This is a genomic window from Nonomuraea sp. NPDC050328 (genome assembly GCF_044459405.1).
Classification (GTDB): domain Bacteria; phylum Actinomycetota; class Actinomycetes; order Streptosporangiales; family Streptosporangiaceae; genus Nonomuraea.
Genome location: NZ_JBITIW010000008.1, coordinates 416,057 through 429,232, shown reverse-complemented (window position 1 = coordinate 429,232; position 13,176 = coordinate 416,057). Strand labels below are relative to the sequence as shown.

General features: G+C 73.4%; 12 protein-coding genes and 1 tRNA gene. 9 read left to right on the top strand and 4 right to left on the bottom strand.

The window, feature by feature from the left end:
* The first annotated feature begins 55 nt into the window (after positions 1–55).
* From ACIBG7_RS29500 to ACIBG7_RS29475, 6 genes are all read left to right on the top strand, one after another.
* On the top strand, positions 56–1,390 hold the full coding sequence (locus ACIBG7_RS29500) for a WD40 repeat domain-containing protein (protein WP_397338340.1): 1,335 nt from the start codon (positions 56–58) through the stop codon (positions 1,388–1,390).
* A gap of 458 nt (positions 1,391–1,848) precedes the next feature.
* Complete coding sequence (locus ACIBG7_RS29495; RefSeq protein ID WP_397338339.1) at positions 1,849–2,187, top strand: carboxylesterase family protein; 339 nt, start codon at positions 1,849–1,851, stop codon at positions 2,185–2,187.
* Between the two features lie 10 nt (positions 2,188–2,197).
* On the top strand, positions 2,198–3,064 hold the full coding sequence (locus tag ACIBG7_RS29490; protein ID WP_357934173.1) for an exodeoxyribonuclease III: 867 nt from the start codon (positions 2,198–2,200) through the stop codon (positions 3,062–3,064).
* Positions 3,065–3,185: 121 nt separating this feature from the next.
* Positions 3,186–3,956 (top strand): LLM class flavin-dependent oxidoreductase, encoded by a 771-nt coding sequence (locus tag ACIBG7_RS29485; RefSeq protein ID WP_397338338.1) that lies wholly within the window; start codon positions 3,186–3,188, stop codon positions 3,954–3,956.
* Positions 3,957–3,992: 36 nt separating this feature from the next.
* Positions 3,993–4,388 carry a DUF3224 domain-containing protein gene (locus tag ACIBG7_RS29480; protein ID WP_397338337.1) on the top strand — a complete coding sequence of 132 codons (396 nt, stop codon included), beginning with the start codon at positions 3,993–3,995 and terminating at the stop codon, positions 4,386–4,388.
* A 55-nt stretch (positions 4,389–4,443) separates the two neighbouring features.
* Positions 4,444–5,916 carry an FAD-binding oxidoreductase gene (locus ACIBG7_RS29475; RefSeq protein ID WP_357934180.1) on the top strand — a complete coding sequence of 491 codons (1,473 nt, stop codon included), beginning with the start codon at positions 4,444–4,446 and terminating at the stop codon, positions 5,914–5,916.
* Positions 5,917–5,925: 9 nt separating this feature from the next.
* On the opposite strand, the gene ACIBG7_RS29470 is transcribed toward ACIBG7_RS29475, so the two are convergent.
* The gene (locus ACIBG7_RS29470) at positions 5,926–6,894 is read right to left on the bottom strand and encodes a helix-turn-helix domain-containing protein (RefSeq protein ID WP_397338336.1); all 969 of its coding nucleotides are present in this window, start codon (positions 6,892–6,894) and stop codon (positions 5,926–5,928) included.
* A gap of 25 nt (positions 6,895–6,919) precedes the next feature.
* Positions 6,920–8,668: an asparagine synthase-related protein gene (locus ACIBG7_RS29465; protein ID WP_397338335.1), complete on the bottom strand. Its 1,749-nt coding sequence runs from the start codon at positions 8,666–8,668 to the stop codon at positions 6,920–6,922.
* Positions 8,669–8,799: 131 nt separating this feature from the next.
* Between ACIBG7_RS29465 and ACIBG7_RS29460 the strand changes: the two genes are divergently transcribed.
* On the top strand, positions 8,800–10,284 hold the full coding sequence (locus tag ACIBG7_RS29460) for a von Willebrand factor type A domain-containing protein (RefSeq protein WP_357934189.1): 1,485 nt from the start codon (positions 8,800–8,802) through the stop codon (positions 10,282–10,284).
* Between the two features lies 1 nt (position 10,285).
* On the opposite strand, the gene ACIBG7_RS29455 is transcribed toward ACIBG7_RS29460, so the two are convergent.
* Positions 10,286–10,813 carry an EF-hand domain-containing protein gene (locus tag ACIBG7_RS29455; protein WP_357934192.1) on the bottom strand — a complete coding sequence of 176 codons (528 nt, stop codon included), beginning with the start codon at positions 10,811–10,813 and terminating at the stop codon, positions 10,286–10,288.
* 1 nt (position 10,814) lies between these two features.
* Complete coding sequence (locus ACIBG7_RS29450; protein WP_397338334.1) at positions 10,815–11,507, bottom strand: tRNA-dependent cyclodipeptide synthase; 693 nt, start codon at positions 11,505–11,507, stop codon at positions 10,815–10,817.
* An 85-nt stretch (positions 11,508–11,592) separates the two neighbouring features.
* Between ACIBG7_RS29450 and ACIBG7_RS29445 the strand changes: the two genes are divergently transcribed.
* Together ACIBG7_RS29445 and ACIBG7_RS29440 are read left to right on the top strand one after the other, a co-directional pair.
* Positions 11,593–11,665 (top strand) — tRNA-Ala (locus tag ACIBG7_RS29445).
* 155 nt (positions 11,666–11,820) lie between these two features.
* Positions 11,821–13,143 (top strand): serine hydrolase domain-containing protein, encoded by a 1,323-nt coding sequence (locus tag ACIBG7_RS29440; RefSeq protein WP_357934197.1) that lies wholly within the window; start codon positions 11,821–11,823, stop codon positions 13,141–13,143.
* Positions 13,144–13,176: the final 33 nt, after the last annotated feature.

Below are 13,176 nucleotides of genomic sequence, written 5' to 3'. Positions count from 1 at the left end.
CCACGGTGCCGCCATGATGTGACCCGGCGTGGATCATCCCGCGAGGGGAGCACCGGTGCAGTCGCAGCGCGCTGATCAGACGCGGTGGTTCCGGGCGCTCGTGGTCGTGCTGACCCTGGCGGCGCTGGGTTCCATGGTCGAGGGGCAGGCGCGGCAGAACGCGGAGCGGGTGGCGGCGGCCCGGACGCTGGCGCTCAAGGGCGCCGAGTTGCGCGAGGTCGACGCTGTGGCCGCCCGCCGGCTCGGCGCGGCGGCGGTCAGCCTGCACGACGACGATCAGACGCGGACGGCGCTGGCCGACACCCTGGCCAACGAAGGGCTGACCGATCTGGTGGAGGCCCCCCGCTCGGACGACGTGGCGATGACGACGGACGGGTCCTTCCTGCTGGGCAGGTCCGGCTCCGGCACGGTGCGCCGCTGGTACCTGCCGCGCGGGCGGGGCGAGCCGGGCGCGCTCGACTTCGGCGGCTCGGTCGACGAGCTGGCGATGTCGGCGGACGGGGAGATCGTTTTGACGGCCGAGTCCTACGAGGGCGTCGGCGTGTGGCGGCTCGGCGAGCGGACCCGGCCGGTCAAGGCGGCCTTCCTGCCGGTCGAGGAGTACTTCGGCCCGCTCGTGCTGTCCGGCGACGGCAGGACGGCGCTGGTCTCCTACGGGCTGGACGAGCCCGAGGCCGTGGCGGTCGAGGTGTGGGACCTGCGGAGCGTGTCCGAGCCGGTCCGGCGGGCGACGCTGAAGATCCGGGGCCCGCACCTGTACGACCTCGCGCTCAGTGCCGACGGGCGGACGGCGGTGGCGGTCCGGGGCGGGGAACCGGGGGCGGTCGTCTGGGACCTCACGGATCAGGCGCGGCCGGTCGCGGTCGCCGAGCTGCGGACCGAGGGGCACGGGGAGGAGTCGGTCGCGCTCAGCCCGGACGGGCGGCGGGCCCTCCTGGGCATCGGCTCCGGCGGCGGCGCCGACGTCTGGGACCTGAGCGACCGCGCGAAGCCGGTGCGGCTGGCGTCGCTGGACGGGGAGTTCCGCGACGTGTTCGCCGTCGCCCTGGCCCGCGCCGGCGAACTGGCGCTCATCGCCGACGCCCGGGGGCGCGCGGTCCTGTGGGATCTCACGACGCCCTCCCATCCGGTGCGGCTGGCCACCCTGAGGACCGGTGGGCGGTCCGCGGAGGCGGTCGCCATGAGCGAGGACGGGCGGACGGCGGCGCTGGGCAGCCCGATGGCCGGGCCGAGGGTCTGGGACCTGTCGCAGGTGGAGCCCGACCCGCTGGACGTGGTCTGCCGGGCCACGGCGGAGGCGGATGTCATCCCGGCCGAGTCGTGGACGCGCTACGCGGGTGAGGAGAGGGCGGCGTACACCGACGGCGACTTCGTGTTCTGCGAGAAGTAGCGGAGCAGGGGGAGGACTGGCCGGAGGGCGGGTTGGGGGGGCTGGCCGGAATGAACCGGCGCCCCCGCGGTGTGAAGGTGGACCCGGTCTCGCGCGTCGGCGCGGGCGGACCGGGGAGAACCACATGATCAAGTTAGCGGGAGCGGTCGCCGCGGCGGCCGGGCTGGCGTTGACGCCCGGCACGGCCGGGGCGGCGGCGGGTGGGGGCACGGAGCGCCGCCGGTGACCGACGAGGGGTACGAGCGGACCGTGCGGGCCGCCTTCGGCGAGCGCGCGGCGGAGGTGCTGGCCCGCTACCCCCTGGAACGGTACGGGGCGCCGGGGACGAGCCGCGCCGGGCACGCCCTGCGGGATCTGCTGACCGACCATCTCTGGGCCGCCCCGGCGGTGCGGACCAACCGGCTGCTGGCCGCGTGGGTGCCGACCTACGCCTACGAGTTCGCCGACCGGCGGGCTCCGTGGGCGAGCAGCACGCCGGTGAAGCCCAGCTTCCCACCGGCGCCTTCCACGCCTCCGAGCTGCAGCATCTCTTCGAGGCGAGCTACTTCTCCGGCCGGACGCTCGCGCCCGACCAGGCCCGGCTGTCCGACACGATGATCGGCTACTGGAGCCGGTTCGCCCGGCACGGCGACCCCAACGGCCCCGGCGCGCCCGCCTGGCGTCCGGCCGAGCCGGGACGGGACACCGTGCTGCGGCTGGTGCCCGGCCCGCGCGGCATCGGCCCGGTGGACCTGTGCCGCGCCCACCGGTGCGGCTTCTGGGGCGCGCACCGGCAGCCGGAGGGTGGCGCGGGTTAGGCTGGACCGCGTGCGTATCGCCACGTGGAACGTCAACTCCGCCAAGCAACGCGTGCCGCGCCTGCTGCCCTGGCTCGACGAGCGGCAGCCGGACGTGGTCTGCCTGCAGGAGACCAAGCTCGCCGACGCCGCCTTCACCGAGTTGCTGGGCCAGGAGTTCGAGGCCCGCGGCTACGAGCTGGCGCTCCACGGCGAGGTGCAGTGGAACGGGGTGGCGCTGGCCTCCCGGGTGGGACTGGAGGACGTGGTCACCGGGCTGGCCGACGCGCCGGGCTTCCCACACCCGGAGGCGCGTGCGGTGGCCGCGACCTGTGGCGGGATCCGGGTGCACTCGGTGTACGTGCCGAACGGGCGGACGCCCGGCTCGGATCACTACCACTACAAGCTGGCCTGGCTGGCTGCGCTGAAGGCGGTGGTGGCGGCCGGGCCGGCCGACGCGCTGGTCTGCGGTGACGTCAACGTCGCGCCGGCCGACGAGGACGTGTTCGATCCGGGGGCGTTCGCGGGGTCCACGCATGTGACGGCGCCGGAGCGGGAGGCGCTGGCCGCGCTCGGGCTGCGGGACGTGGTGCGGGAGCGGTGGCCGGATCGGCGGGTGTTCTCCTACTGGGACTACCGGGCCGGGATGTTCCACAAGGATCTGGGCATGCGGATCGACCTCGTGCTGGCCTCCGATCCGGTGGCCGAGCGGGTGCGGGCGGCCTGGATCGACCGGCAGGCGCGCAAGGGGACGGGGCCCAGTGACCACGCCCCGGTGATCGTCGACCTCGACGAGGCGCCGGACGGGGACATCGGCCCGGTGGTGCCGCCGCCTTCCGCACCGGCGGCCCGGAAGGGCACGAGCCGCCTGCCGCAGGACAAGGCTCCGCAGTCCTGAGGGCGCCTGCCGTACCGCGAGAGAAGTAGGGCGGCGGGCGGGCGGTGCGTCCGCGGGGGTAGCCGGATCCGGCTCCCCGGGCCGACGCGCGGACCGGGGCGGGCCGGAGAAGGTGAGGGGCATGAGACCTTACCGATTCGGCGCCGTAGCCGGTTTCGCCCCCGACGCCCAGACCTGGACCGGTATCGCCCGCCGCAGCGAGGAGCTGGGCTTCGACACGCTGCTGGTGCCCGACACCCACCGCACCTTCTCGCCGTTCGCCGCCGCGGCCGTGGCGGCGACGGTCACCACGACGCTCAAGGTCGGCACCTACGTGCTCGCGAGCCCGCTACGCACGCCCGCGGCCGTGGCCTGGGAGACCTCGACCCTGCGCACCCTGACCGGCGGGCGTTTCGAGCTCGGCCTGGGCGCGGGCCGGCCGGACAGCGAGCAGGACGCCGCCCGCCTCGGCGTGCCGTTCGGGACGCCCGGCGAACGGCTGGCACGGGTGGCCGAGACGATCGACCTGGTCGAGGACGTCCCGATCCTGCTGGCCGCCTCCGGCCCGGCGGCCCTGCGCCTCGCGGCCGGCAAGGCCGACACCGTCGCGCTCGCGGTGCCTCCGCACGCCACCGAGGAGCAGCTCGCCGCCAAGGTGGACGAGCTGTACGAGCTGGCCGGCGACCGGTTCGGCGAGCTGGAGCTGGCCATGAACCTGGCGGCGGTCGGCGACGAGGTGCCCGCCTGGCTGGGGCCGGTGCGCGAAGGCGTGGGCCTGCTCCGGGGGTCGGTGACCGAGATGGCCGACACGCTGCGGCGGCGGCGCGACAAGCTGGGCATCTCCTACGTCTCGGTGAACGCGCAGTTCCTGACCCAGTTCGCCCCGGTCATCGCCCGGCTCGCCGGAACCTGACGGGAGCTGACAGGTAAGGGCCCTAGCGTGAGGCCCATGATGGCCAAAGGCACCTTTGAGACGCACGACTGGACCCAGGGCGAGCCGTACGCCGACCACGACGGCGTGACGATCACCCCGGTGACGCTCGGCAAGACCTTCCACGGCGACCTGACCGGCAGCGGCGTCGTCCACATGACCATGGTGACGACCCCGGTCGAGGCATCACGTTCGTACGTGGCCGTCGAGCGGGTCACCGGCACGCTCGCCGGCCGGACCGGCGGTTTCCTGCTACAGCACAGCGCCTTCAGCGACCGGGGCGAGCGGTCGCTGCGGGTCACGGTGGTGGCCGACTCGGGCACGGAGGAGCTGACCGGACTGCGCGGCGAGATGACGATCCACGTCGACGAATCCGGGGCGCACTCCTACGTGTTCGACTGGGTGTGCGGGTAACCGGAGCCGGCGGCTTGACCTTTTCACACGCTCCCGGCTGTTGTAGGACGGGAGCGTGAGCCACTGGGCCTGGGGTCCCGAGCCGGACCCGCACGAACTGCGCGAGAGCGCCCGCCTGATCGCCGCGGTGACCGGGCTGGGCGATCCCGCCCGCTGGCGTCCGCCGGTGCCCTTCCCCGAGGTACGGCTGCCGCCGCCCCGGGTGCCGGTGCCCGAGCACCTGTCCGGCTTCTGTACGGCGGAGCCGTACGAACGGGCCCGGCACACCTACGGCCAGGCCTACCGCGACCTGGTCCGCGCCTACCGCGGCGACTTCGCCAACGCCCCCGACCTGGTCGCCCGCCCGCGCACCGAGGAGGAGATCGACCGCGCCCTGGAGTGGGCCCAGACGGTGGGCGTCGCGGTGATCCCCTACGGCGGCGGCACCAGCGTGGTCGGCGGCGTCGAGGCCCGCTTCGACGCCCCGGCGCTCTGCCTCGACCTGGGCCGGATGGACCGGGTGCTGGAGGTGGACGAGTACTCGCGGGCCGCGCTGGTCCAGGCGGGCGCGACCGGCCCGGCGCTGAACGCGCAACTCCCGGCCGGGCTGCAACTGCGCTTCTTCCCGCAGTCCTACGAGTTCTCCACGCTCGGCGGCTGGATCGCCACCCGGGCCGGCGGGCACTTCGCCACCGGGCACACGCACATCGACGACCTGGTGGAGTCGGTGCGCGCGCTGACCCCGTCGGGGGTGTGGGAGTCGCGCCGGGTGCCGGGCAGCGGCGCCGGGCCGTCGCCGGACCGGTGGCTGCTCGGCTCCGAGGGCGCGCTCGGGGTGATCACGCAGGCGTGGGTGCGGCTGCAGCAGCGCCCGGAGGTCAAGGTGTCGGCGCCGGTGACGTTCAAGGAGTGGGACGCGGCGGTCGCGGCGGTGCACGAGATCGTGCAGGCCGGCCTGAACCCGTCCAACTGCCGCCTGCTCGACGCCGGGGAGGCGGCGCTGGCCGCGCGCGGCGACGGGCACGGGCCGGTGCTGCTGCTGGGCTTCGAGTCGGGGCCGGTCGAGGCGCTGCTGGCGGCGGCGCTGGAGCTGGCCAGGCGGCACGGCGGCGAGCCGGGCGCCACCCGGCAGGACCGCGAGTGGAAGGGCTCCTTCACCCGCATGCCGTACCTGAGGAATGCCTATCCGGGGCTGGACGTGCTGGTGGAGACGGTCGAGACGGCGGTCACCTGGGACCGGTTCGAGCGCCTGCACGAGGAGGTCATGGGGCTGGGCCGGATCACCTGCCGGCTCGCCTTCGTCTACCCCGACGGGCCCGCCCCGTACTACACGATCATGGCGCCGGGCGGGGACTGGGACTCGATCAAGGCCCGCGTCTCCGAGGCGATCCTGCTCAACGGCGGGACGATCACCCACCATCACGCGGTCGGGCGCGACCACCGCTTCTGGTACGACCGGCAGCGGCCCGAGCCGTTCGCGCTGGCGCTGCGGGCGGCCAAGGCGGCGCTCGACCCGGCGGGGATCCTCAACCCGGGCGTGCTCGTGTAGCGCCGAGCCTCAGCCGAAGGCGCGGCGGTAGGCCGAGGGGGAGGTGCGCATCAACCGGCCGAAATGGTGGCGGAAGGTCACCGGGCTGTCGAAGCCGACTGCCGCGCCGACCTCCTCGACCGGGACGCCGCCGCGCTCCAGGAGCGGCAGGGCCGCGGCGACGCGCTGCGAGACGACCCAGCGCAGCGGCGAGGTGCCGGTCTGCTGCTTGAAGCGGCGCAGGAAGGTCCGCTCCGCCATGTGCGCCTTCCGCGCCAGCTCGGCGACGGTGATGGTCGTCGTCAGGTGCTCCAGCGCCCAGGCCATCGCCCGCGCCACCCCGTCGTCGGCGGCTATCGGGGTCACCGCCGCCTGGATGAACTGCGCCTGCCCGCCCTCGCGGTGCGGCGGCACGACCAGGCGGCGGGCCACCGCGTTGGCCACCGTCGCGCCGTGGTCCTTGCGCACCAGGTGGATCAGCAGGTCGAGCCCGGCTGCGCTGCCCGCGCTGGTCAGCACGTCGCCGTGATCGACGTAGAGCACGTCCGGGTGGACCTCCACCTGCGGGAAGCGCCGCTGCAGCAGCTCGGCGTAGCGCCAGTGCGTGGTGGCGGGCCGGCCGTCGAGCAGCCCGGTCGCGGCCAGCGCGAAGGCGCCCGAGCAGATCGACACCAGCCGCGCGCCGTTGCGGTGCGCGGCCAGCAGCGCCTCGACGAGTCCGGGGGAGGTCTCGCCGTGCACGTCGGCGACGCCGGGGACGATCACCGTCTCGGCCTGGGCGAGGGTGTCGAGGCCGTGCTCGGCGCGCACGGTGAAGCCGCCCACCGCCCGCATCGGCTCGGTCGTCTCGGCGCAGACCCGCAGGTCGTACCAGGGCACGTCCAGCTCGGGCCGGGACAGGCCGAAGACCTCCACCACGCAGCCCAGTTCGAAGGGGGCCATGCCCTCGTAGGCCAGCACGGCGACCGTGGGCAGCCTGGACGGCAGGGGGAGCAGCATGTCCGGATGGTACCCGGCCCGCGGGTCAGGGCCGGGACACGGGCACCGGTTCGAGGCCTTCCGGCTCCTTGCCGGGATACAGCCCGGTGAGCAGGGTGCTGACCGTGTACAGGTGCCACGCCTGCCCCGGCTTGGTGACCACCGGCCCGGCGAACAGCGCCCGCACCTCGTCCGGGTTGACGATCGGCTCCAGCACGTCGAGATGGCCGATCACCTGCTCGCGCAGGATCGCCGACAGCGCGGGTCCCGGGCTGGTCCGCCACGACCAGCCGCCGCCGGTCGAGACCGTCGGCATCGACGGCGGCGGCACGTGCTCCCACGGCCAGCGCTTGCGCAGGTCACCGGCGAAGCGCCACGGCTTGCCCTCGATCGGCACGTCGCGCAGCGCCGGGGCGAAGCGCAGGATGAGCCGGTAGATCACTTCCTCCGACAGCCGCCAGCCCTGGTCGAGGCCGAGCGCCGCCCGCGCCACCCGGTTGTCGAGGAAGGGCCGCACCGGGTCGCCGCGGCGCAGTGAGCCGGCCCGCGCGCTGGCCTGCCAGCGGCCGACCTTGTACCAGATGTAGATGTGGTCGAGCGCCTCCAGCCGGTTCTTCCGCGCCTGCCAGGGCTTGGCCAGCTCACGCGCGTGCTCGTTGGCGTCGGCGCTGAACAGCTTCTCGTCCTTGAAGAAGGTGGTGTTCACCCGGCGCAGCAGCGCCTTGTCGCTCAGGTCGGTCTGCAGCAGGTTGAGCGAGCCCGCGCGCAGGGTCTCGCCGCTCTGCCCGGACATGGTGGGCTTGTCGGCATAGGGCAGGTAGCTCACGATCGTCTCGTAGGCAGAGGTCATGCCCTCGCAGGTGCGCAGCGTCTCGTAGGCGCGCGCCAGCGGGTGCTCGACCAGCACCGCGTCCTTCTGCGCGGTCTGCGCCGGCGGGATGACGGTGTGCTCCACGCCGAGCCGCGCGGCGATCTGCCGGGCCAGCATCACGTCCGGGTGGGTGTCGAGCCCGTTGGTGGTCACCCGGAACGGCACCTTGGCCGCGTGGAGCAGCGCGGCGAGGATGCGCGTGTCCCGCCCGCCGGTCAGCGCCAGGTTCACCGGCTCGCCCGCCGCCCGCAGCGGCTCCACCGTCGCCAGCAGCGCCTCGGCGAGCTCCGAGATCGCCGCCCGCTTGGCGCGCCCCGACGCGGGCGGCGGCGCCGCCTCCGGCAGCGGGGTCTCCGAGATCGTACGGCTCCCGCCGCGCACACTCAGCCGCGACGAGGGCCGCAGCGCCGACACCCCGAGATAGGGCGTCTCGTCGGACAGGAAGAACCCCTGCCGCGCCATCGACTGCAGCGCCAGCACGTCGAAGGCCGGCCGCTCGCTCGCCACCAGATGCACCAGCAGCGCCCGGCTGCCGACGACGTGCAGCTCGGGCGTCTCGGCGTAGAACACCGGGCAGACGCGGTTGATCGCGGTCGCCGCGGTCAGCTCGCCGTCGCGCGCCACCCAGGCCGACAGGCAGCCGCCCACGGTGTCATCGGGCAGCCGGGTGACGTCCTTGGGATCGGCGAGGTGGCCGTTGACGCCGACCACCCGGTCGCCGGTCCGGTGCAGCAGTCCCGGTTCGCGGCTGTCGTCGGGCTCGTTGCTCCAGCCGAACAGCGAGACGCCGCGGCCGTGCCACTCCTCGCCGCGGATGACCTCCGGGGGGACCGGAAAGGCGGATTCGATCACGGAACGGACCCGGTCCAGGACACGTTCCGGAATCTCCGCCTGCTTCGCGGCCACTCCCAAATAGACGCGCATGAGGCTCATGCCTACCGGATCGCACGGGTTCATCACAACTGATCCGCGGTCCGCCACGGTTTGTTGTCGTTTGCATAACGGGCCCGGCCAGGCGGCTTCGCGCGCCGTCGTAGGGCGTGGAGGTGCATGACATGAAGTTTCGTCTGATCGCGTTGATCGCGGGGTTGGCCGCCCTGCTCGTCCTGGCCGGTTGCGGCGGCAGCGGCACCACGAGCGGGCCGGAAGGCGGCCAGGTCGCCTCTCGCGACCGCGCTCCCGAGGCGGCCACGCAGGCCGAGTCGCCCAAGGAGGCGAAGCCGGAGGAGGGCCAGGAGAAGGACACCAGACAGGCCCAGATCTCGACCTTCGCCCTCGACGTGGACACCGCTTCCTACGGCTATGCCCGCCGTACCCTCGGGGAGGGCCGCTGGCCCGAGCCGGCGAAGATCCGGCCGGAGGAGTTCGTGAACTCCTTCCGCCAGGACTACGCCCAGCCCGACGGGGAGGGCTTCACCGTGCACGTGGACGGCGCGCTCGTGCCGGGCGAGCGTGACCAGGGCGTGATCCGGGTCGGGCTGCAGACCCGCGCCGCCGAGGCGGCCGAGCGGCGGCCGGCCAACCTCACCTTCGTCGTGGACGTCTCCGGCTCCATGGCCGAGCCGGGCCGCCTCGACCTGGTCAAGAACTCGCTGCGCACGCTCCTGGACCAGCTCGCGCCCGGGGACCAGGTGGCCGTGGTCGCCTTCGCCGAGTCGGCCACCGTGCTGGCCGGGATGACCCCGCTGGTCGACCGGGACGACCTGGCGGACGCGATCAACGGACTGGACATCGGCGGCGGCACCAACCTGGCCGCCGGACTGGTCAAGGGCTACGAGGTGGCCGCGCAGGGCTTCCGCCCGGCCGCGACCAACCGGGTGATCGTGCTCTCCGACGGCCTGGCCAACGAGGGCGAGGTCACCTGGCAGGGCATCCTCGACCAGGTCAAGGAGCACGCGGGCCGGCAGATCACGCTGCTCACCGTGGGCGTCGGCCGCGACTACGGCGACGAGCTCATGGAGCAGCTCGCCGACAACGGCGACGGGCACGCGATCTACGTCAGCAGCCAGGAGGAGGCCGACAAGGCCTTCGCCACCCACCTGGCCACCACCATCGAGCTGCGCGCCCGCGACGCGAAGGCGCAGGTCGTCTTCAACCCCTCGGTCGTGGAGTCCTACCGGCTCATCGGCTACGAGAACCGGCAACTGGCCACCGAGGAGTTCAGGGACGACTCCCGCGACGGCGGCGAGATCGGCCCCGGTCACGCGGTGACGGCGCTCTACGTGGTCACCCTCAAGCCCGGCGCCTCCGGCCAGCTCGCCACGGCCACCGTGCGCTGGCAGCACCCCGACACCCGCGAGCCCGCCGAGTCCGCCAAGTCGATCGAGACCGGCCAGCTCGGCCAGGACCTGTGGCAGGCGCCCGCGCGGCTCCAGGTGGACGTGGTCGCCGCGGCGTTCGCCCTGTTCATGCGGGACGGCGAAGCCCTCGGGCTCGACCTGACCGCGCTCCTGGACCAGGCCGAGCGGCTGGCGGCCAAGGTCGAGGACCCGGCGGTGACCGAGCTCGCCCAGCTCATCGGCAAGGCCCGCGCGGTCTAGGTCAGCCGAAGATGGGCACGTCGGCGGCGGCGCCGAAGTAGAAGTCGTAGATCGCCTGGGCGAACTCGTCCTTGGACAGCCGGCCGTCCCGGTTGGAGTCCAGGCGCTCGAACGCCGCCCGCGCCGCCCGCCCGGCGACGTCGTAGGCGCCCCAGAGCCGGAGGTACTCGGCTCTGGTGAGCTGTTCGTCGCCGTCGGTGTCGAGCGCGTCCCACAGCGCGTCGCCGATCGGCCAGACGATGCGCGCGGTGAAGTCGATGCGGTCGAGCACCCGGGAGGTCACGTGCCGGATGTAGGCCTCCCGGCTGATCCGGCCGCGCTCGTCGGTGCCGATCAGCTCGACCGCGTTCCGCCACGCGTAGGCGTAGGCGGTGATCACCGCCTCGCGCCGGGCCGAGTCCTCGGCCAGGCCGAGCCGGTCGCTCACCGAGACGGCCACCACTTCCATGTCCCGGTGATCCAGGTAGCCGTCGCCGTCCATGTCGCTGCTGTCGAACGCGTGTCCCGCGTTGCGGACCTGAGACTTCATCTCATCCCACCCCACGACAATGGTCCTCACCTGCGACAACGGGTGTCAATCGAGTGGTCAGAATTGCCTGTCCCGCGCTCGGCGATATGCCCATCGACCCGGAGAAAAGCCACTCGGCCATCGGCATGAGCCGGGGGTAGCAGAACGACGAGGTGGGCACCCCGAGCACCGCCGGGCTGTCCAGCACCAGCGGCAGCTCGGCCAGCAGGAACGGCAGCGCCTCGGCCACCTGCTCGGCCGCCTGCTCACCCTGGTGCAGGATCGGCTCCAGCGCCTGGCGGCACCGGCTCCTGAAGGACTGGTCGGCCTCGTAGCACTCGCCGATCTCCCGGCGGGCCCGCTCGTAGGCCGGCTCGCCGTACAGGTCGGTCCAGGAGAAGACCCCGACCGGCGGCCGGCCGAGTGCCTCCAGGGCCCGGGCCACCCGGTTGCGGGTGTTGTTGATCTCCTCCCGGGCCTTCTTGCGCGCCCGCGGCCGCTCGTAGCCGCGTGCCACCAGCGTGCCGGCCAGCTCGATGCCCGGCACCAGCACGTCCACCCGCCCGAACCGCCCCACCGCCCAGCCCAGCAGCCCGGTCAGGTTGGGCACCGAGAAGAAGCCGTTCAGCGCGCTCACCCCGAGCAGCGCGTGCTCCCCGGCGGCGTAGATCTTCGCGCAGCGCTGGGTGAGCGGCCGCGCGTCCACAATGGTCATGTGACGGAAGGTAGCAAGTCTGTTGCTCTTGGTTGACCGTCTCTCGCACTCCCGGAGTCCGATATGCTTTTCTCGCAACGACAGCGGGGCTATGGCGCAGTTGGTAGCGCGCTTCCATGGCATGGAAGAGGTCTGGGGTTCGAATCCCCATAGCTCCACCCGACACCTGAGGCTCGATCCCGTCCGACCCGGATTTCCGGAGGCGGGGCCGGGCCTCTTTCGTGTTCCGCGTGATCGTGCGGGGACAAAGCGAGCGGCCGATATCGTGCGCGCGCACAATGCCGCGCGGGCTCGCGGGCCGCAGGATGGGCCCATGGCTGACCTCAACGACCTGCAGCGCCTGCTCGACAGCGAGGCGCGTTCCCGGCACGTTCCCGGCGCGGCGGTGGGCGTCCGGATCGACGGCGCCGACCACGTGCTCACCACCGGCGTCACCAGCCTCGACTCACCGGCCCCGGTGACGGGGGAGACGCTGTTCCAGATCGGGTCGACGACCAAGACGGTCACCGCGACCGTGGTGATGCACCTGGTCGAGGAGGGCCGGGTCGGGCTGGACGATCCGGTGCGGCGGCACCTGCCGGACCTGCGGCTGGCCGACGAGCAGGCCGCGGCGGCACTGACCGTGCGGCACCTGCTCACCCACACCGCGGGATTCATGGGCGACATCGACGACGGCACGAGCTGGGACACCGCCGCGCTCGGCCGGTCGATCGACGGCTACGACCGGCTGCCGCAGCTCTTCCCGCCGGGGACGCTGGCCTCCTACAACAACGCCGCCTTCCGGCTGCTCGGCCGGCTGGCCGAGGTGGTGTACGGCGAGCCGTACGAGAGCGTGGTCAGGAAGGTCGTGCTCGACCCGCTCGGCATGGAGCAGAGCTTCTTCTTCCCCTGGGAGGCGGCGACCCGCTCGCACGCGGTCGGCCACGCGGTCGAGGAGGACGGGGCCCGGGTGGCGCACACGTGGGGGCTGTTCCGCGACGGGATGCCCGAGGGCGGGCTGCTGTCGTCGGCGCGTGACCAGTTGCGGTACGCGGCCTTCCACCTGGGCGAGGGCGGCGAGCGGCCGGTGGGCGCGGCGACACGCGAGCTCATGCGGCGCGAGCACGTGGCGATGGGCGTGCCGTGGCGCGGCATCGGCCTGCCGTGGCTGCTGGAGGAGCAGGGCGGGCTCGAGCTGGTGACGCACGGCGGCAACATCGGCAACGTGCAGATCTCGACGTTCGTGCTGGTGCCGGAGCGGCGGTTCGCGGTGACGACGCTGACCAACTCCGGGGCCGGGCGGGGGCTGGGGCAGCAGGTGACGGACTGGTGCCTGGAGCACCTGCTCGGGGTCGAGATCGAGCGGGCCCGGCCGAGGCTGCGGGATCCGGAGCCGGAGTGCGCGGGCAGCTACGACGCGGGGCAGTGGACGTTCGAGGTGGACGAGGCGCTGAACGTGGAGATGGTGTTGCGGCCGGAGCTGGTGGCCGAGGGCGTGGCCGGGCTGCCGGGCATGGCGCTGGCGCTGGTGGAGGGGAGCGACGACGTGGTCATGGCGGCGGAACCGTCGCGGGTGGTCGGACGGTTCCTGCGCGACGACGCCGGCCGGATCACCTTCCTGCACCTGGCCGGCCGGGCCGCGCGCCGTACCTCCTGAGCTCAGGTGACACGGAGCTCAGGTGACGCTGAG

What these genes read in the sequence shown, in the direction of transcription:
- ACIBG7_RS29480 (WP_397338337.1), top strand. Translation starts at nt 3,993, where the DNA reads ATGATGGCCAAAGGCACCTTTGAGACGCACGACTGGACCCAGGGCGAG.
- ACIBG7_RS29460 (WP_357934189.1), top strand. Translation starts at nt 8,800, where the DNA reads ATGAAGTTTCGTCTGATCGCGTTGATCGCGGGGTTGGCCGCCCTGCTC.
- ACIBG7_RS29450 (WP_397338334.1), bottom strand. Translation starts at nt 11,507, where the DNA reads ATGACCATTGTGGACGCGCGGCCGCTCACCCAGCGCTGCGCGAAGATC.
- ACIBG7_RS29470 (WP_397338336.1), bottom strand. Translation starts at nt 6,894, where the DNA reads ATGCTGCTCCCCCTGCCGTCCAGGCTGCCCACGGTCGCCGTGCTGGCC.
- ACIBG7_RS29440 (WP_357934197.1), top strand. Translation starts at nt 11,821, where the DNA reads ATGGCTGACCTCAACGACCTGCAGCGCCTGCTCGACAGCGAGGCGCGT.
- ACIBG7_RS29465 (WP_397338335.1), bottom strand. Translation starts at nt 8,668, where the DNA reads ATGCGCGTCTATTTGGGAGTGGCCGCGAAGCAGGCGGAGATTCCGGAA.
- ACIBG7_RS29485 (WP_397338338.1), top strand. Translation starts at nt 3,186, where the DNA reads ATGAGACCTTACCGATTCGGCGCCGTAGCCGGTTTCGCCCCCGACGCC.
- ACIBG7_RS29455 (WP_357934192.1), bottom strand. Translation starts at nt 10,813, where the DNA reads ATGAAGTCTCAGGTCCGCAACGCGGGACACGCGTTCGACAGCAGCGAC.